Below are 18548 nucleotides of genomic sequence, written 5' to 3'. Positions count from 1 at the left end.
TGGTCGGCGACTACGAGCGCCGCTACCGCCGGGCCTACCTCCCGGCGCCCGACCAGGCGGCGCACCCGGCCGACCACCGCCTCCTGGTCGGGCGCCGGGAGGTAGGCCCGGCGGTAGCGGCGCTCGTAGTCGCCGACCAGGTCGGGCCGGTGGGACCGCAGCCAGGCCAGGAAGTGCTCGCGGACGCCGGCCCGCAGGTGGAGGGGAATGGCGGTGACCGACACGGCGCCGGCGGCCACGCAGGCGTCCACCACCTCGGCCAGCTGGTCGGCCCCGTCGGAGATGCCGGGCAGGACGGGCGCCACGAGCACCCCGCACTCGATGCCCGCCGCGTTCAGCCGGGCCACCGCCTCCACCCGGCGCCGGGGGTGGGGCGTGCCCGGCTCGGTGGCCCGCCACACCGCCTCGTCCAGCGTGCCGATGGACAGGTTGGCCCGCACCGACGTCCGGGCCGCCGCCGCCGTGAGGACGTCGAGGTCACGCAGGACCAGCGTGGACTTGGTGAGGATCGAGAACGGGTTGGCCGCCTCGCCCAGCACCCGCACGATGCCGCGGGTGAGGTGGTACCTCCCCTCGCAGCGCTGGTAGGGGTCGGTGTTGGTGCCCATGGCGATGTGGTCGCCCGGCCACCGCGGCGACGCCAGCTCGGCCCGCAGCCGCTCGACGGCGTTGACCTTCACCACCAGCTTGCGGTCGAAGTCCTCGCCGATGCCGAGCCCCAGGTACTCGTGGGTGGGGCGGGCGAAGCAGTAGACGCAGGCGTGGCTGCACCCCCGGTAGGCGTTGATCGTCCACCGGAACGGCACCCGGGACGCCCTGGGCACCTCGTTGACGATGCGGCGGGCGTTCACGTGGAGGAACTCCATGCCCCGGTACTCGCCCCGGCCGAGGTGGCGGTCGACCAGCTCCTCGTCGGCGAAGAAGACGCCCTGCCCGCCCGTGTCGTCGGCCAGCTTCCAGCGCAGCTCGGTCACGAGGCGCAGCCTAGCGAACGAGTGTTCGACCGGGCTGGACTACAGGAACTCGAGGACGCGCTCGGGCGGGCGGGCGATCACCGCCCGCCCCTCGCGCACGACGATGGGCCGCTCGAGCAGGACCGGGTGCGCCACGACGGCGTCGAGCAGCTCGTCGCGACCGGCGCCGGCCAGCCCGAGCTGGCGGTACACGGGCTCGCCCGTGCGCATCATTGCCCGGGGGTCGTCGATGCCGAGCATGCCCATGAGCTCGACGAGCCTCTCCCGGGTCGGGGCCTGGTCCAGGTAGCGCACGTAGTCGGCGTCCACCCCCTTGTCGGCCAGGATGCCCTCCACGGTGCGGCACTTCGAGCACGACGGGTTGAAGTAGACCGTCGTGTCCATGGGGCGAGCCTACGTCGCCGTGGTCGGTCCGGGCGACGCCGCCCCGGACGCCCTGGTCGCCGCCGAGGCGGTGGGCCGGGCGCTCGGCGAGGGCGGCGCGGTGGTCGTCTGCGGCGGTCTGGGCGGCGTCATGGAGGCGGCCTGCCGGGGCGCCAAGGAGTCGGGCGGTACCACCCTCGGGATCCTGCCGGGCGCCGACCGGGCCGCCGCCAACCCCTGGGTGGACGTGGCCGTCGCCACCGGGCTGGGCGAGGCCCGCAACGCCCTGGTGGTCCGGGCGGCCGACGCCGTGGTGGCGGTGGCCGGGGGGTACGGGACGCTGTCGGAGATCGCCCTCGCCCTCCGGTCGGGGACGCCGGTGGTGGGCGTGGCCACGTGGGACGTGGCCGGTGTCGAGCGGGCCGGCTCCCCGGCCGAGGCCGCCGCGGCCGCCCTCCGCCACGCCGCCGCCCGCGTCGGCGGATGACGACGGACGGCCGGTTCGCCCGCCGGCTGGACCCGGAGAGCCGCTACGGGCTCCGGCTCACCCTGTTCGCCCTCGCCCTGGTGCTGGTCGCCGTCCCGTTCGGCTTCCTCCTCGACCAGGTGGCCCGGTCGGGCCCGCTCACGCGGGCCGACACGTCGGCGGCCGAGCACCTGCACGACTGGGTCCGCCGGTCTCCCGGCGTGGTCGGCCCCCTCCGGGTCGTCACCTTCCTGGGGGCGACGGCGTGGCTGGCCGTCGTCGTCGCCGCCACCGCCGCCTACACGCTGGCGCGCGGCAGGCGCCGCCTGGCCGTGTTCGTGGTCGTGACCGCGCTGGCCGGCGGCGTGCTCAACACCGCGGTCAAGGTGACCGTCGACCGCCAGCGCCCGGTCCTCGACCCGCCCGTCGCCACCGCCGGCGGTTACAGCTTCCCGTCGGGGCACGCCGCCGCGTCGACGGTGAGCTACGGCGCCGTCACCCTCGCCCTCCTGCCGGCGGTCCCCCGCCGAAGGCGGCGGGCCACGGTGGCGGGCGTGGTGGTGCTGGTGGCGGCCATCGGCGCCTCCCGGCTGGCCCTCGGCGTCCACTACCTCACCGACGTCCTGGGCGGGTTCGCCCTCGGCTCGGCGTGGCTGGCCGCGTCCACCGCCGCCTTCAGCGTGTGGCGGCTCGAGCGGGGCGAGCCACCGGTGCGCGCCGCCGACGGGCTCGAGCCGGAGGCGTCCGCCGACCTGGAGCCATGACCGGTACGCCCGATGGCGCCCAAATGCGGGGGTGGCACGAGCCCCGTCCCGTCGCCATCATACGGGGGACCATTGCCGCGCCCTTCCGGGCCCAGAGAGACGTGTGACCGAGCAGACCAGCGAAGGCCGGGCGGGCGAGACGCTGCCGTCGTCGCGCCCCGATGTCCACCTGTGGACCTGCGGGCGGGACGGCGTGTGCACGGACGCCGCCCCGCCGCCCGCCAGCGGGCCCCGCCCGGCGGCGCGCGGGATGCACCGGTGGCCGCCGCCCAACGCCGTCCACGCCAGCGACGCCGAGCGCCGGCGGGCGGTGCACCGCCGGGCGATGGAGCGGGGCGAGCCGTTCGAGGTCGAGTACCGCCTCCGCGACGAGGCCGGCGACTGGCGGTGGATGCTCGAGCGCGGGGTCCCCTCGTTCGACGCCTCCGGCCGGTGCACCGGCCTGGCCGGCGCCGCCTTCGACGTCACCCGGCGCCGCCACGCCGAGCAGGAGCTGCTCCGCAGCCGGGAGAACCTCCGCCTGGCCCTGCGGGCCGGGAACATGGGCACCTGGGTGTGGGACCGGCGGACCGACCGGGTCGTCCGCGACCACAACCTCCAGCGCCTCTACGGGCTCGACCCCGACCCGGCCGCCGGGACCTTCGAGGAGTGGATCACCCTGGTCCACCCCGACGACCGGGCGCGGCTGCTCGAGGAGGTCGCCCGTAGCGTCGCCGAGGGCGGCACCTACGAGCTCGAGCACCGGATCGTGCGCCCCGACGGCGAGCTGCGCTGGCTCGAGCGGCGGGGCGAGGCGTACCACGACGACTCCGGCGAGGTGGCGGGCACCCGGGGGCTGGTCGTCGACATCACCGACCGCAAGCGGGCCGAGGAGGAGCGGGACCGGCTCCTGGCCGCCGAGCAGGCGGCCCGCCGGTCCGCCGAGCTGGCCGCCGGCCGGCTGGCCCGGCTCCAGGCCATCACCTCGGGGTTGGCCGAGGCGCGCACGTCGACGGACGTGGCCGAGGTGGTCGTCGTCAACGTCGCCGAGGGCCTGGGTGCCGGCAGCGGGGCGGTGTGCCTGGTGACCGACGACGGCGAGAACCTCCGGGTCGTCCGCCACGTTGGTTACGAGGAGCGCACGATCGAGCGGTTCCTGACCTTCCCCCTCGACGCCGACCTGCCGCCCAGCGAGGCGGCCCGCACCGGGGAGCTGGTGCTGCTCGGCTCGCTCCGGGAGAGGAACGAGCGCTACCCCGTGCTCCGGGAGGTGCCGAGCCGCAACGAGTCGTCCGCCAGCGTGCCGCTGACGGCGTCCGGGCGGCCGGCCGGCGTCATCGCCCTGGGGTGGCCCGAGCCGAGGTGCTTCGACGAGGACGACCGGGCCTTCCTGGTGGCGGTCGGCCAGCAGGCCGGCTCCGCCCTCGACCGCGCCGCGTTCCACGAGGCGGAGCAGGAGCGGGCGCGGCGCCAGAGCTTCCTGGCCGAGGCCAGCCGCGTGCTCGGGTCGACGCTGGACCACACGGCGGCGCTGTCCGAGGTGGCCGCCCTCGCCGTGCCCACGGTGGCCGACGCGTGCTCCATCCACCTGGTGGACGACGGCGAGCTGGTGCCGGTGGCCATCGAGCACGTCGACGGGCGGGGCCGGGGGGAGGCGGGGCCGCCCTCGCCCCTCTCCTGCCTGGGCGTGGCGCCGATCCTCCGGGTGGTGGAGCAGGGCGCCCCGCTGCTCCTCGGGACCATGGACGACGCCGACGGCCGGGCCGGGGCCGAGGCCGACGACGCCGCCTCCGCCCTGCGACGGGCAGGCGTCCGGTCGGCTCTGGCCGTCCCGATCCGGGCGGGCGACGAGGCGCTCGGCGTGGTGGTCGTGGCCATGGGCGCCTCGGGCCGGCGCTATCGGCCGACCGACGTGGCGTTCGTCGAGGACCTGGCCGGGCGGGCGGCGTCGGCCGTGGTGAACGGCCGCTCCCACCAGGCGCGCACCGCCATCGCCCACACCCTCCAGCGCAGCCTCCTGCCGCCCGAGGTCCCGGTGCTCCCGGGCCTCGAGGTCGCCGCCCGGTACCGGCCGGTGGGCACCGACGCCGAGGTGGGCGGCGACTTCTACGACGTCTTCGCCACCGGCGGTGGACGGTGGGGCGTGGTGATCGGCGACGTGAGCGGCAAGGGCATCGCGGCGGCGTCGCTCACCGCCCTGGCCCGGTACACGGTGAAGACGGCCGCCCGGTGGGAGAGCAGCCCGTCGGGCGTGCTCGACGTGCTCAACAAGACCGTGCTGGACGAGGGCCCCGCCGAGCGGTTCTGCACCGTCGCCCTGGGCCTGGTCCGGTACGGCATGGACGGCGTCCGCATCGGGTTGTCGTGCGCCGGGCACCCGCAGCCCCTCCTGCTCGGCCGCGACGGCTCGGTGCGCCCGGTGGGCGAGCACGGGACGGCCGTGGGCCTGGTGGAGCACCCGCGCCTGGCCGACGTCACCTTCACCATCGATCCCGGCCACACGCTCGTGCTCTTCACCGACGGCGTGGTCGAGGCGCGCTCGGCCGAGGGCCGCTTCGCCGACGGCGTGCTCGAGGCGGCGTTGGCCTCGTGCGCCGGCCAGCCTGCCGAGGAGGTGGCCGACGCCATCGAGCGGACGCTGCTCGAGTTCGTGGGCGGCCGGCCCCGTGACGACACGGCCCTGCTCGTCATCCGCCGCCCGCCCGGCTCGTTCCACCAGCACGTGGTGCCCTCGGCCAGCAGCGTCGTCCGGGCCCGGCGGCGCCTCCAGTCGTGGCTCGAGGCCCGCCTGCCCGACGAGCCCGAGCTGGTGGAAGACGTGGTGATCCTGGCCAACGAGCTCACCACCAACGCCGAGCGGGTGGCCCGCACGGCCGCCGACGTGCACGTGTCGATCGACGACCGGCGGGTGCTGGTGGACGTGTCGGACGACGGTGCCGGGTTCGACGCCCTCCTCCCCCCGGTCCACCCGCCGCCGGTGGACACGCCGGGCGGCCGGGGGCTCCACATCGTCGCCCGGCTGGCCGACGACTGCGCCGTGCGGTCGGCGTCGTCGGGGGCGCTGGTGCGGTGCGAGCTGCTCCGGGGGCGCCGCCGGCGCTGATCCCGCGCAGGGAACGCCTACGGTGGCCCCCCGTCGCCCGGGTGGCGGAACTGGCCAGACGCGGGGGGCTTAAACCCCTCTGGCCCGCGAGGGCCGTGCGGGTTCGAATCCCGCCCCGGGCACCTCTCCTCAGCCGGCGCGCCGGCTCCGGCGGCGCCGGCTCAGGCGGCAAAGTCGGGCGGATAGCGCCCCGATCTGACGCCGGAACCGAGGTCCCGGCGGGAGCGCGCCGCCGGCCGGCGGCGCCGGCTCAGGCGGCGGACTCGGCCGGGGCCGGCGCGCCCGGGCCGGGGAGCGAGGGCGACAGCCCGGCCAGCAGGGACCGCCGGCACGCCGCCGCCTCGTCGCCGGCCAGGCCGTTGGCCAGCACCAGCCCGTCCACCAGGTCGGCCAGGACGGCGGACGGCGGCCGCCCCCGTGACGCCACGGCCACCGCCACCACCGCGCCGGTCGACGTGCGCCGCAGCGTGCGCCGCGCCCCGGGGAGGACCGGCGGCGTGCGGAACCCGGGCGACGCCAGGCCCAGCCGCCGGCCCTCGGCCGCCACCCGCCGGGCAAGCTCCCAGAACCGGGGCGCTCGTTCCGTCTCCACGGGCCGATGGTCGCACCCGGGTGTGACAGCGGGGCCGGCGGCGGCGACCGGTCCACGGCCGCGTCACACCCCTCCCCTACCCTTTGGCGCGTGGACGGCGACGGGGCGCTCACGCCGACCCAGGCCAGGGCCCTCACCGGGCTGCTGGGGTGGGGCGCTCCCCGCCCCACCTTCGACGCCGGCCTCGCCCTGGCCCTGCGCGACGAGATGGAGACGGCCCTGGCCGGCGTGGCCGATGCCCTGGGCCACCAGCAGCTCGGCGTCACCAAGCGGGCCCTGTCCCAGGTGCACGCCTGCGAGCGCCATGCCATGAGCGAGGAGGCGGTCCCGTTCGGGTGGTCGCCGGTCACGGCGGTGGGCGCCGTCGCCCACAAGGCCATCGAGCTGTCCGCCACCATGCGCACGCCGCCGCCGCCCGAGGAGCTGGTCGACGTCGCCCTCGACCGCCTGGCCGCCGATCAGGACCGGGGGCCCGGGGCCTGGCTCCTCACCGCCGATCCGGTCGAGGTGGCCGAGCTGCGGGGCGCCGCCCTCGACCGGGTGCTGAAGTTCGCCGACGAGTTCCCGCCGATCAAGCGGTCGTGGCGCCCCCGCCTGGAGTCGAGCCTGTCGGCGTCCCTGTGCGCCGACCGCATCTGGCTGCGGGGCAGGGTCGACCTGGCGCTGGGGCGGCCCGTCGGCACGACCGCAAACGTCCTCATCGTGGACTTCAAGACGGGCAGGCCGGGTCGGGCCTGCGCCGACGACCTCCGCTTCTACGCCCTGCTGGAGACGCTGCGGGCCGGCGTCCCGCCCTTCCGCGTGGCCAGCTGGTACCTCGACTCGGGCCAGTACCACGCCGAGGACGTCACCGAGGACCTGCTGCGCAGCGCCGCCCGCCGCACCGTCGACGGGGCCCGCGCCCTGTACGAGCTGCGCATGGGCGGCCGCCGGGCCGAGCTCGCCCCCGGCCCGGCCTGCGGCTACTGCCGCGAGCGCGCCGCCTGCACGGGCGCCGCCACGTGGGCCGACCAGCGCCGGGCCCTCGGCCTCGACGCCTGACGACGGCGTCCCGGAGAACTAGAGACCGGGGGCTACAGGACCCACTGCTTCAGGTAGTCGTCGCGGCGCTCGACCCACTCCTCCGACGTGATGGCGTAGCGCACATGGTCCTCCCAGCGGCCGTCGATCTCCAGGTAGCGCAGGGCCGTGCCCTCGTCGCGGAGGCCGAGCTTGGACGCGACCCGGCGGCTGGGCCCGTTCCGCGGGATGATGGCGATCTGCAACCGGTGCAGGTCGAGCTCCTCGAACGCGAACCGGAACGCCACCACCGCCGCCTCCGGGGTGTAGCCCCGCCCGGCCTGGGCCTGGTCGATCCAGTAGCCGACGTAGGCGTTCTGGAAGGCGCCCCGCTGCACGCCGTTCAGGTTGATCTCGCCGGCGAAGCGGTCGGCCACGAAGATGCCGAACCCGTAGCCGCTGCCCATCTGGCGCTCGCGGTCCCGGGCGCCGCAGCGGGCGGCGAACGCCCGTGCGTCCTCCACCACGTCGGGGTGGCCCGGTGACGAGCGGGGCTCCCAGCGGGTGAGCCAGTCGCGGCAGCGGCGGCGGACCTCCCGCCACTGCTCGAAGTCGGCGGGGACCATCGGGCGCAGGAGGACGCGCCGGCCCCGCAGCTCGAGCGGCAGCGACCGGATCACCGGGCCGCCCCGATGGCGGCCAGGGTGGCCGGGTCCTCGAGCGACGACAGGTCGCCCGGGTCTTCGCCCACCGCCACCGCCCGCACGGCCCGGCGGAGCACCTTGGCGTTGCGGGTCTTGGGGAGGGCGCCCACGAAGCGCACGGCCGACGGGCGGAACGCCTTGCCCAGCGCATCGGCCACCACGTCGGCCAGCTCGGCCCGCAGGGCGTCGTCGGGCTCGACGTCCGGAGCCACCACCACGAAGCACCACAGCGCCTCGCCCTTGACCTCGTCGGGCACGCCCACGGCCGCCGCCTCGACCACGGCCGGGTGCGACACCAGCGCCGACTCCACCTCGGCCGGGCCCAGGCGCTTGCCCGCCAGCTTTATGGTGTCGTCGCTGCGCCCGTGGAGGAACCAGGCGCCGTCGTCGTCCACCGACGCCCAGTCACCATGCACCCACACGTCGGGCCAGCGGCTCCAGTACGTCTCGAGGTAGCGCTCGGGGTCGTTGTACAACCCGCGCGTCATCCCCGGCCACGGTCGGGTGCACACCAGCTCGCCCACCCGGCCGCGCACCGGCCTCCCCTCCTCGTCGTAGACGTCCATGGCCATGCCCAGGGCCGGCCCGCCGAGGGACGTGGGCTTGATGGCGTCGACGGCGATGTGGGGGGTCAGGAAGCAGGCGCCCACCTCGGTGCCTCCCGACACGTTCACCACCGGGCGGCGCCCGCCTCCCACCACCTCGAAGTACCACCGCCACGGGCCCGGGTTCCACGGCTCCCCGGTCGACGCCAGCACCCGCAGGGCCGACAGGTCGTGGGCCTTCACCGGCGCATCGCCGTGGGGCATCAGGGCCCGGACGAAGGTCGGGCTGAGGCCCACCACGGTGACGCCCCGGCCCTCGAGGAACCCCCACAGCCGGTCGGGCCCGGGCCAGTCGGGTGCGCCGTCGTAGAGGGCGAGGGTGGCGCCCGTCGACAGGGCGCCCACGACCTCCCACGGGCCCATGATCCACCCCATGTCGGTGAGCCAGAACAGGGTGTCGGCCGACGTCAGCTCGAACTGGAACGCCGCCTCCTCCGCCACCTTCACGCCGAAGCCGCCGTGGACGGCGACCGTCCCCTTGGGCCGGCCCGTGGTGCCCGACGTGTAGGCGATGAACAGGGGGTGCTCGCTGTCCACCGTGCGGGTGGGGAACGGCGCGGCGGCCGGTCCCGGCCACGGCAGCCACCCGCCGGGCAGCGGCGCCGCCCCCTCGCCGCCGGCGCTTCCCAGGCGGCGCACGACGACCACCGTCTCGAGGGTCGGGACGGCAGTCGCGGCCTCGGCCGCCACCGACGCCATGTCGACCAGCCGCCCCCGGCGCAGCGTGCCGTCGGCGGTGACGAGGGCCCTGGCCCCCGCGTCGACCAGCCGGCCGACGACCGCCGGCGCGCCGTAGCCGCTGAACAGCGGGAGGAAGACGGCGCCCACCTTCATGATCCCGAAGAGGGCGGCCACCGTCTCGGGGAGCATGGGCAGGAAGACCCCGACCCGGTCCCCCTCGCCCACGCCCCGGGCGGCCAGCAGCTCCGCCAGCCCGTCGGCCTCGGCCCGCAGCTCGGCCCACGTCCACCGGCGGGTCTCGCCGTCCTCGGCCTCCCACACGAGGGCGGGCCCGTGGGGGTCGGCGGCGGCGTGGCGGCCGAGGCACAGCTCGGCCACGTTCATGCGCCCGCCGTTGAACCAGGTGGCCCACGGGATGCCCCGGCTGGTGTCGAGCACCGACGAGTACGGCGTCGCGAAGGGGACGTCCAGGAAGCGGACGACGGCGTCCCAGAACCACTCCGGCTCGTCGACCGACCGCGCCCGCAGCTCGGCGAAGTCGCCCACACCCTCGGCGGCCATGAACCGACCGAGGTTGGTGCCGGCGATGTCGTCGGGTGGGAACCACACCGCGTCCGCCGGCCCGTCCGTCACGGTCGCAGGATAGGTACTCCGCACGCGCCACGACGGGGCCGTGCCCGACCCATCTCGCCGCCCGCTTCCTGCACCAGGAATCGACCACCAGCGGTCGGTTCCTGGTGCAAGAACGCTCGCCCCGGTCCGCCGGAGCGGCTCAGGCGGACGGCTCGGCGGCGTCGCCGCTGCGGGCCTCGACCTGGTCGCGGACCTGGCGCTTGAGGCGGGCCAGGATGGCGCCCATGCCCCGCAGGCGGAGCGACGAGATCACCTCGGCCAGCCCCATGCGCGTGTAGAAGTCGTTGGGGGTGGCCAGCACCTCCTCGGCGGTGGCGCCGTCGAGGCCGCCGGCCAGGATCCCGGCGAAGCCCCGGGTGGTGGGCGCCTCCGCCGGCACGTCGAACCACAGCCGCACCCGGCCGTTGTCCTGCACCTTGGTGGCCAGGAAGAACGGCGTCTGGCACTCGGGCACCTGCTCCATGGCCTGGCGGTTGCCGGCCAGGTGGGGCGGCAGGGGCGGCAGCTGGCGGGAGTAGTCGAGGAGGGCCTGGACCCGCAGCTCCTTGGGCGCGCCGGCGAACAGGTCGACGATGCGCTGGAGCCGTTCGGGGGCGGCCGTCGTCACCCTCCCATCATCCCACCGGTTGTCGGTAGGGTGCGCGGGTAGCCCGAGCGAGGAGAGTGCCGAGATGCCCGTCCCCCCGGATCCGTCCCCCGAGCTCCAGCAGTACGCCCGCCCCGAGGTGCTGGTCACCACCGGGTGGCTGGCCGAGCACCTCGACGACCCCGACGTGGTGATCGTCGAGTCCGACGAGGACGTGCTGCTCTACGACACCGGCCACATCCCCGGTGCCGTCAAGGTCGACTGGCACCTCGACCTGAACGACCCCGTCACCCGCGACTACGTGGACGGCGAGAAGTTCGCCGCCCTCATGTCCCGGCACGGGATCTCCCGGGACTCCACCGTGGTGTTCTACGGCGACAACTTCAACTGGTGGGCCGCCTACGCCCTGTGGGTCTTCACCCTGTTCGAGCACCCCGACGTCCGCCTCCTCAACGGCGGTCGCATGAAGTGGACGGAGGAGGGCCGGCCGATGACCACCGACGTCCCGTCCCGCCCGCCCGCCGACTACCCCGTGGTGGAGCGCAAGGACCCGGCCATCCGGGCCTTCCGCGACGACGTGATGGACCACGTGGACGCCAAGGGGCGGCTGGTGGACGTGCGCTCCCCCGGCGAGTACTCCGGCGAGCTGCTGCACATGGCCGACTACCCCCAGGAGGGCGCCCTGCGGGGCGGCCACATCCCCGGCGCGTCCAGCGTCCCGTGGAAGCGGGCCGCCAACGACGACGGGACCTTCAAGACGCCCGACGAGCTGCGGGCCATCTACGCCGACGAGCAGGGGATCTCCCCCGATGACGACGTGATCGTCTACTGCCGCATCGGCGAGCGCTCCAGCCACACGTGGTTCGTCCTGCACCACCTGCTCGGCTACCCGACGGTGCGCAACTACGACGGCTCGTGGACCGAGTGGGGCAACCTCGTCCGTGCGCCCATCGAGCGCTGACCCCACGACGAATCCCCGAAGGGCATTCCGTGGGGTAGGACAACGAAGCGCCGGGCGACCAGCCCGGCGACGACGCCTCTCCGGCGGGCGTCAGCCCGCCTGGGAGGTCAGCCCGCCTGTTCGGGGTCGCAGAGGAAGCGGTAGACGCCGGCCAGGGCCTTGTCCCAGCTGGCGTGGTTGGCGCTGATGTCGGCCAGGCCCTGGCGGGCCAGGCGCCGGCGCAGCTCGACGTCCACCACCAGCCGCTCCAGCCCGTCCACCACGCCGTCCACCGTCTGCTCGACCAGCAGGCAGTTCTCCTCGTCCTTCAGCAGCCACCGGAAGTTGGGGCTGTCGAAGGCCACCACGGGGACGCCGCACGCCATGAGCTCGAGCGGCAGGTACGACGGGTGCTTGGACACGGTGAGGGCCAGGCCCACGTCGCACGTCCGGTAGAACGGCCCGGTGGCGCGGTAGTCGAGCAGGCCGAGGTGGTTCACGACCGTGTCGAGGTCGCGCCCGCCGGGCTGGGCCCACGACCCGGCGGCGACGATGCGGACCCGGTCGCCCAGGCGCTCCTTCAGCTCCTGGAGGGCGACCGACGCCAGCTCCCAGCAGTTCCGCCAGTGGCCGGCCCGGGCGTACACGAACACGGTGGCGGGGCGGTCGGGCGAGGGCTCGGGGCGGTCGTCGGCGTGGAAGATGGTCCGGTCGACGGCGGGCACGAAGTGCTGGCCCACGCCGGCGTACTCCGTCCGGTACACCCGCTGGAGCACCTCGGTGTTGCACAGCCCGTACAGGCCCAGCCGGTAGCTCTCCTCGGCCAGCGCGTACATGGTCCCCGCGGGGTAGAAGACGGGCTCGAAGTCCTGGATCAGGTAGAACTTCCGGCGCGTCCCCTGGAAGCGGGACAGCTGGTAGGCGGTCAGCCACAGGGTCGAGATCGACACGTCGGCAGGCGGGATCTTCTCGAACGCCTCGGGCAGCCACACGTCGTGGAAGTGGATGGGGCTGTCGGAGATGGCGGGGAACGCGGCGGCGATGGCCGAGCGCACGAACCGCTCGGGGCCCCGCCCCCACACCACGAAGCGGTTCACCACGCCGTGGTTGCGGGCCAGGTGGTCGGCGATGCGGAAGGCGGTGTTGATGCCCCCGTAGAACGGGCTGTCCAGCTCGGGGATGAACCAGTTCACCGTCTCGGGCTCGAACGGGGCCCGGTTGGCGGCGTGGAGCGCCCGGTTGGCCACCACGTCGGCCTCGCCGGCCCGGCAGTCCCGGGCGTACTGGGTGGCCTCCTGGGCGTCGCTCTGCTGGCGGAACACCTCGAAGGTGCGCTCCAGGGCCCCGGCGATCAGCTGCGGCGCCGTCTTGTCGTCCTTCGACCGCAGCTCCGGCTGGCGGTGGCGGAGCGACAGGTTGGGCGAGTAGTAGGGGTCGCCGCCGAAGAGCCACGCCTGGTAGCGCCAGTAGCTCATGTAGAAGTCGTCCTTGGGGACGCCTTCCCCCCGCGTGGCGGACTCCAGGTGGCGCAGGGCCGCGAACGGGCTGCACACGTTGCGCAGGCCGGTGATGCGCAGGTCGAGGCACAGGGCGACGTCGCTCCCGCACAGCACGAACCGCTCGTCGAACCCGCCCACCGACTCGAACGACTCCCGGCGCACGGCCATGCAGGCGCCGGTGACGGCGAGCACGTTGCGGTACCAGGCGGTGGGCCCGAGCAGGCTGTCCGAACCGGGCTCCATGCCCTGGAAGACATGGTCGGCGAAACCGGTGAGGCCGAGGATCGTGCCCGCGAACTGGAGGCGGCCCTCGGTGTCGAGGAGCTGGAGGCCCACGGCGCCGACGACCGGCTGCTGGGCCCAGCCCACCAGCTCGCGGAGCCAGCCGGGGTCGAGCACCTCGGTGTCGTCGTTGAGGAAGACGAGCACCTCGCCGCTCGCCAGCCGGGCCCCCCGGTTGTTCACCGCCGAGTAGTTGAACGGCTTGTCCCACCAGTCGACCCGCAGGTCGACGCCCCGGAACGACGCCTCGTACCACGCCTCGTTCCCGGGCGTGCGGGGCCCGTTGTCCACCACGACGACCTCGACCTCGGGGTAGTCCGTGGTGGCGATGCTCGCCAGGCAGCGGCGCAGGAGGGGGCGGTTGTGGCGGGTCGGGACGACGATCGACACCTTGGGCCACCGCTCCAGCTCCCAGCGCAGCCGCACGCAGGCGGCCGCCGCCTCGGCCCGGGCCGGCACGCCGGCCGCCGCCAGCCGTTCGGCCACGACCCGCACGGCCGCCGCCGTGATCTCCTCGCCGCGGCGGCGGGTGAGCGACGCCAGCACCCGGGGCACGCGCGCGGCGTTCTCGACCGCCAGGTCGGCCCGCAGCAGCAGGTCCCACCACGCCGCCTCGCCGGTCTCCGGGCGCATCCCGCCGACGGCCAGGAGGCGGGACAGGCGCACGGCGAACGACGACCCGGCGAAGTTGGCACCGAGCAGCATCTCGGGGGACCACGACGGCCGGAACCGGGGGCGGTGGCGGCCCCGGGCCCCGCCCAGGAGGTCGTCGTCCCAGTAGACGACGTCCACCACGGGGTCGCGCGTGGCGACGGTGGCCACCTCGTACAGGCAGTCGGGCGCCAGCACGTCGCCGGCGTTGACCCACAGCACGAAGGTGCGGGCGGCGGTGGGCCCGTCGGGGCCGGTGCCGACGTCGGCCGACACGACCGTGTTCAGGTGGCCGAGCTGGGCGGCCAGGCCGCCGACGACCCGAAGGCCCGAGCACCGCTGGTCGTCGCCGGTGACGTCGGAGCGGTGCTCGGAGAGGACGATGGCGCTCCACTGCTCCCATGACTGGCGCCGCAGCGAGGCGAGGGTGCGGCGCAGGTCGCCCTCGCCGTCGTCGAGCACCACCACCCGGAAGTGCACGGGGCGCGCCGCGTAGTGGGACAGGTGGCGCTGGGTGCCCAGGGCGTCGGGCGTGGCGGCGTGCTCGGCGCGCCACTCGGTGTAGGTGGGCGGGCGGCGCTGGTCCTCGGGGCGGTGCGCCTCCCAGTGGTCCTTGAGCCGGATCGTCGCCGAGCGGGCCTCGTTGACGGCCGCCCCGGCCAGGCCGCCCAGCCGGCGCCGGCGGCTCCCTCGCGGCAGCAGGCGCCCGGCGAGCCGACGGGCCTGGCCCTCCAGGGCCTGGGCCAGCTCCTCGGCGGACCGTCCGGCGTCGCCGCCCGGTCGCCCGCGGTCGCTCACCGAGGCGGCCCGGGGCGACGGACGCGCCGTAGGAGCAGCCCTCGCACGGTCCGCTCCCTGGGCACGATGGATCGTTCTAGCACGGGGCCCCCGAGCCGCTCTAGAGCGCCCGTCCTAGCCGGCCGCGATGTGGCCCAGCGGCGCCTCGACGGTCTTCCCGTCGCACCCCTCGTCGAGCGAGAGGAACTGGGCGTTGCCGTCCTTGCAGGCGAACAGCGGCTTGGTCTCCACGCCGGCGGGCGGCTGGGCGTACAGGTACCCGTTCACGCCCAGCCGGTTCGTCCCCTCGCACTGCTGGAGCGAGACGAAGCGGTCGGCCCCGGCGCCGGTGAGCGTGCCGTCGGCGCCGATGGTGAGCGGACCGCGCTGGCAGGCGTAGAGCGGGACCCGGCCCTCGCCCAGGGCGACGTCCAGCAGCCCGAGGACCTCGGGGTCGTCGTCGCCGTCACGGATCGACTGGGGGACGAACCCCGTCGTGGCCCAGTACGAACCGCCCGCCTGGTACTGGAGGAGCGGCATCCGCTTGTTGTCGAGGTCCAGCGTGAGCGCCCGCAGCTGCCAGGTGTCGGGCGTCTGGCCGCCACCGCCGAACCACACCCGCAGCCCGTCCCTCATGACGTCGCCCGCCACCTTGCCCTCGGGCGAGCGCACCAGGCCCGGCTCGAAGTTGAGCGGGAGCCCGGTGAGGTTGGTGTCGACCGTTCCCAGGTGCTCCCACGTCCCGCCGCCGGCCAGCATCTCGGCCATCGGCATCCGGTAGAGCCCGAAGTTGTAGGTCTCGTTCTTGTCCTTGGGGCCGGTGCCGGCCCGGAACTCCAGGGCCTGCGCCGAGTACACCATCGCCGGCTGGACGGAGTCGTCGAACGCGAAGTCGTTCTTCCAGTAGGCCGGGGCGCCCTGCTGCGAGATGGTGCGGGCGGGCGAGAACCTGATGCCGTCGTTCGACTCCGCCACCACCGCCCGCGACGCGTAGGGGTTGGCCGGGTCGGCCCGGCGGTCCCAGGTGGTGTCGATCCACAGCAGCGTGACGGCCGCCCCGCCCCTGCTCCACGCCGCCGGGAGGCCGGCGCCGTAGGTCCCCGGCACGTTGCGGACCTTCTGGCGGATCATCGGGTTGTGGCGGTCGTGCTGGCCGTCCCAGTTGATGCCGTCGGTGGAGAACACCACCCCGGTGCTGTTGTTCGACCCGCCGCCCGTCGCCTCGTTGGTCGACGTGTAGTACATGGCGTAGGTGTAGGTCTGCCCGTTCGGGCCCGGCCACTGGCCCTTGATCACGGTGGGGTGGCACACCCCGAAGCTGTCCCAGTCGCTGGTGCCCGGCCGCCCCGTCTGGAGCACCGACCTGCGGTTCGTGTACTGCTTCGTCGTCTTGTCGTACTCCTGGTACCAGATGTTGTCGGTGGCCGCCTCGGGTCGGGCGCTGCACCACCAGGCCTTCACCACGTTGCCCTCGTCCATCACCGCCGGGCTGTAGTTGTACGACGCCGGCTCCACGGGGATGTTCTCGGCGCCGGCGGGCGGCGCCGGCGTGAAGGGGCTGGGGACGTCGGCCGCCTCCTCGCCGCCCCCGGCGGAGTCGTCCCCGCCGCCGCAGGCGGCGACGAGGGTGAGCGACGTCAGGACGGCACCGATCAGGCGACGCTGCACGTGGGTGTCCTCTCTTCTGCGGATCGTGCGGATGGGAGTGGGGTGGCCGCCCCCGACGGCGGGCGGCACGGGCGGGGCATCCGGTGTCGACGGCCGGCGTCGTCCCGCTGCTTCACGGGTCCCGCCGCCGGTGCACCGCCCAACAGGTTAAGCACGCAGCGAGCCGGTCAGCGCGCTCCGAGCACCCGGCGGGCCTTGCCGGCCGCCCGGCGCAGGACCAGATGCGCCCCGCCGTCCCGGTACGTGGCCGCCACCATCCGCGGCGCCGCCGACAGCCAGCGGGCCCGTCGCCCGACCACCGACAGGGCCGGCGCCGGGGCGTTCCTGCCGGCGGCGAGGTCGGGCGCGCGCCGCGGGTCGCGGCAGAACGCCAGGAGCGGCTCGAGGGCGTTCTCCCAGGTGAAGCGGGGAGCGACGCGGGCGACGTTCTCGCGGCACTCCTTGGCCCGCCGGTCGTCGGCCAGGAGGTCGAACAGTGCCTCCGCCAGGGCCTCCTCGTCGCCCGGCGGGACGGCGGCGCCCAGGTCCTCGTCGGCGATCAGGTCGGCGAAGGCGTCGCCGCCGGTGGCGACGACGGGCAGCCCGGCCCACAGGTAGTCGAGCATCCGGCTGCGGAACGAGTACGCCGTCTCGACGTGGTCCAGGTGGGTGCTCACCCCCACGTCCGCCTCCAGCAGGAAGTCGGCCCGGGACTCGTAGTCGACCCAGCCCTCGTTGAAGAACACCGACGTCCCGACCAGGCCGAGCTGCTCGGCCAGCCGGCGCAGCTCGGTGGCCACCCGCATCCCGGGGATGTCGGGGTTGGGGTGCTGGAGGCCGAGGAAGTAGAGCCGCACGTTCGGGACGCGGTGGCGGAGGCGGTCGACGGCCCGGACCAGGGTCAGCGGGTCCAGCCAGTTGTAGACGCCGCCCGCCCACAGGATCACCTTGTCGTCCCAGCTGATCCCGGGGACGACGCCCCGGACCACCGGGTGGGCCTTCTGCGGCGCGGCGCCGGGCAGTCCGAACGGCACCACGTCCACGAGCGACCGCAGGGTCGGGTCGGCGTCGTAGTTCGCCGGGTTGACGCGGCCGAGGGCGGCCAGCCCCCCGAGCCAGAAGTCCCGCTGTCGCTCGGACGCGCACAGGAAGAAGTCGCCCCGCCGGAGCTGCTCGTTCAACACCTCGGTGAGGCGACGGACGGTGCCGTCGCGCACCGCCGGCGCCTGCCCCCGCGTCTGCTCGAAGTTCTCGAGGTGGAACGGGTCGTAGACGTCGGCGACCAGCACCTTGGGCGAGTCGTTCAGGAACGGGTGGTCGTGCAGCAGGCCGCCCTGGAACACCAGCACGTCGCACCACCGCTCCAGGCGGCGCATCCCGCCGGCCGAGACCGACGAGGCGTGGAACCGGGAGTGGAACCGCTCGCACGCGCCGGTGGTGGCGAGCTCCACCTCGTGCTCGCCGCCCAGGGCCTCGGCCATGTGCCAGGCCCGGATGGCGGGCCCGGCCATGCGCCTGGTGAGCGGCTCGGGGGTGACCACCGCGATGCGCCGACCCGACTGTCCTCCCACGGCCCGCACGTTAGGGCCTGCGCGCCGGGCCCGCCCGGGGGAACGATTAGGCTCCCGGCTCGATCTCGACGGGGATGCGACGCCCGGGGGCGGAGCAGAGGAGGCGAATGAGACACGGGGCCGAGATCGACCTCCCCAACCCGGACACGAGCCATGCCCTCCTCGTCGAGCTGACCGGGCCGGACCGTCGCGTGCTGGACGTCGGCTGCGGCGCCGGCCATCTGGGCCGCGCCCTGAAGGCCCGGGGCTGCCGGGTCGCCGGCGTGGAGATCGACGAGGCGGCCGCCGAGGCGGCCGCCGAGGTCCTCGACGAGGTGCTCATCGGTGACGTGGACGAGCTCGACCTGGTCCGCCATTTCGGCAAGGAGAGCTTCGACGTCGTGGTGTTCGGCGACGTCCTGGACCGCGTCGCCGACCCCGTCGCGACCCTGCGGAGGGTGCGCCCGCTTCTCGTCGACACGGGGGCGGTCGTGGCCTCCATCCCCAACGTCGCCCACGGCGCGGTGCGCCTCGCTCTGCTGAAGGGGCGATTCGACTACCGGCCGCTCGGCCTGCTGGACGCCACCCGCGTGCGCTTCTTCACGCGGGGCTCGGTGTACGAGACCTTCCGGGAGGCCGGCCTGGTCCCGGTGGACGTGCGCCGCACGACGGCCGGGGTGTTCGACACCGACATCGACGTCCGCCGGGAGGAGTTCGACGAGGGCGTCGTCGACGCCGTCGAGGGCGACCCCG

General features: G+C 74.9%; 15 protein-coding genes and 1 tRNA gene. 7 read left to right on the top strand and 9 right to left on the bottom strand.

Going from position 1 to position 18548, the window contains the following annotated elements:
• On the bottom strand, nucleotides 1-974 hold a 974-nt coding region (locus VM242_05845), incomplete at its 3' end, for a radical SAM protein (GenBank protein HVM04674.1).
• A gap of 39 nt (nucleotides 975-1013) precedes the next feature.
• The gene (arsC, locus tag VM242_05840) at nucleotides 1014-1358 is read right to left on the bottom strand and encodes an arsenate reductase (glutaredoxin) (GenBank protein ID HVM04673.1); all 345 of its coding nucleotides are present in this window, start codon (nucleotides 1356-1358) and stop codon (nucleotides 1014-1016) included.
• Between arsC and VM242_05835 the strand changes: the two genes are divergently transcribed.
• From VM242_05835 to VM242_05820, 4 genes are all read left to right on the top strand, one after another.
• Nucleotides 1357-1824: a TIGR00725 family protein gene (locus VM242_05835; protein ID HVM04672.1), complete on the top strand. Its 468-nt coding sequence runs from the start codon at nucleotides 1357-1359 to the stop codon at nucleotides 1822-1824. The two genes, arsC and VM242_05835, sit on opposite strands and share 2 nt — an antisense overlap.
• Nucleotides 1821-2567 (top strand): phosphatase PAP2 family protein, encoded by a 747-nt coding sequence (locus VM242_05830; protein ID HVM04671.1) that lies wholly within the window; start codon nucleotides 1821-1823, stop codon nucleotides 2565-2567. The genes VM242_05835 and VM242_05830 overlap by 4 nt, the downstream gene beginning before the upstream one ends.
• Before the next feature lie 103 nt (nucleotides 2568-2670).
• On the top strand, nucleotides 2671-5649 hold the full coding sequence (locus tag VM242_05825; GenBank protein ID HVM04670.1) for a SpoIIE family protein phosphatase: 2979 nt from the start codon (nucleotides 2671-2673) through the stop codon (nucleotides 5647-5649).
• A 35-nt stretch (nucleotides 5650-5684) separates the two neighbouring features.
• A tRNA-Leu gene (locus tag VM242_05820) sits at nucleotides 5685-5771 on the top strand.
• A gap of 128 nt (nucleotides 5772-5899) precedes the next feature.
• Here VM242_05820 and VM242_05815 read toward each other — a convergent pair.
• Nucleotides 5900-6241 carry a hypothetical protein gene (locus VM242_05815; GenBank protein HVM04669.1) on the bottom strand — a complete coding sequence of 114 codons (342 nt, stop codon included), beginning with the start codon at nucleotides 6239-6241 and terminating at the stop codon, nucleotides 5900-5902.
• A 90-nt stretch (nucleotides 6242-6331) separates the two neighbouring features.
• Between VM242_05815 and VM242_05810 the strand changes: the two genes are divergently transcribed.
• A complete protein-coding gene (locus VM242_05810; protein ID HVM04668.1) occupies nucleotides 6332-7282 on the top strand; it encodes a PD-(D/E)XK nuclease family protein in 951 nt (316 codons plus the stop codon).
• A 32-nt stretch (nucleotides 7283-7314) separates the two neighbouring features.
• Here VM242_05810 and VM242_05805 read toward each other — a convergent pair whose 3' ends face one another.
• The 3 genes from VM242_05805 to VM242_05795 all read right to left on the bottom strand — a co-directional run bounded on the left by VM242_05805 (nucleotide 7315) and on the right by VM242_05795 (nucleotide 10470).
• Entirely contained in the window at nucleotides 7315-7920 is a 606-nt protein-coding gene (locus VM242_05805) for a GNAT family protein (GenBank protein HVM04667.1), read from the bottom strand.
• Nucleotides 7917-9863, bottom strand: a complete 1947-nt coding sequence (locus VM242_05800) for an AMP-binding protein (GenBank protein ID HVM04666.1) — start codon at nucleotides 9861-9863, stop codon at nucleotides 7917-7919. The genes VM242_05805 and VM242_05800 overlap by 4 nt, the downstream gene beginning before the upstream one ends.
• Nucleotides 9864-10002: 139 nt before the next feature.
• Complete coding sequence (locus tag VM242_05795) at nucleotides 10003-10470, bottom strand: SufE family protein (GenBank protein HVM04665.1); 468 nt, start codon at nucleotides 10468-10470, stop codon at nucleotides 10003-10005.
• 64 nt (nucleotides 10471-10534) lie between these two features.
• On the opposite strand from VM242_05795, the gene VM242_05790 reads away from it, so the two are divergent.
• Entirely contained in the window at nucleotides 10535-11410 is an 876-nt protein-coding gene (locus tag VM242_05790) for a sulfurtransferase (protein ID HVM04664.1), read from the top strand.
• 107 nt (nucleotides 11411-11517) lie between these two features.
• Here the strand turns inward: VM242_05790 and VM242_05785 are convergent, their stop codons facing one another.
• The 3 genes from VM242_05785 to VM242_05775 form a co-directional block, all read right to left on the bottom strand.
• Complete coding sequence (locus VM242_05785) at nucleotides 11518-14619, bottom strand: glycosyltransferase (protein ID HVM04663.1); 3102 nt, start codon at nucleotides 14617-14619, stop codon at nucleotides 11518-11520.
• A 114-nt stretch (nucleotides 14620-14733) separates the two neighbouring features.
• Nucleotides 14734-16266 carry a hypothetical protein gene (locus VM242_05780; GenBank protein ID HVM04662.1) on the bottom strand — a complete coding sequence of 511 codons (1533 nt, stop codon included), beginning with the start codon at nucleotides 16264-16266 and terminating at the stop codon, nucleotides 14734-14736.
• A gap of 167 nt (nucleotides 16267-16433) precedes the next feature.
• On the bottom strand, nucleotides 16434-17816 hold the full coding sequence (locus tag VM242_05775) for a glycosyltransferase family 4 protein (GenBank protein ID HVM04661.1): 1383 nt from the start codon (nucleotides 17814-17816) through the stop codon (nucleotides 16434-16436).
• A 107-nt stretch (nucleotides 17817-17923) separates the two neighbouring features.
• Here VM242_05775 and VM242_05770 point away from each other — a divergent pair.
• A partial coding sequence (locus VM242_05770) for a class I SAM-dependent methyltransferase (GenBank protein HVM04660.1) occupies nucleotides 17924-18548 on the top strand: 625 nt, incomplete at its 3' end.

The sequence above is a fragment of the Acidimicrobiales bacterium genome, from assembly GCA_035540975.1.
Lineage (GTDB): Bacteria > Actinomycetota > Acidimicrobiia > Acidimicrobiales.
Note: the sequence above shows the minus strand (reverse complement) of the source record. Positions and strands in the feature narration are given on the sequence as shown.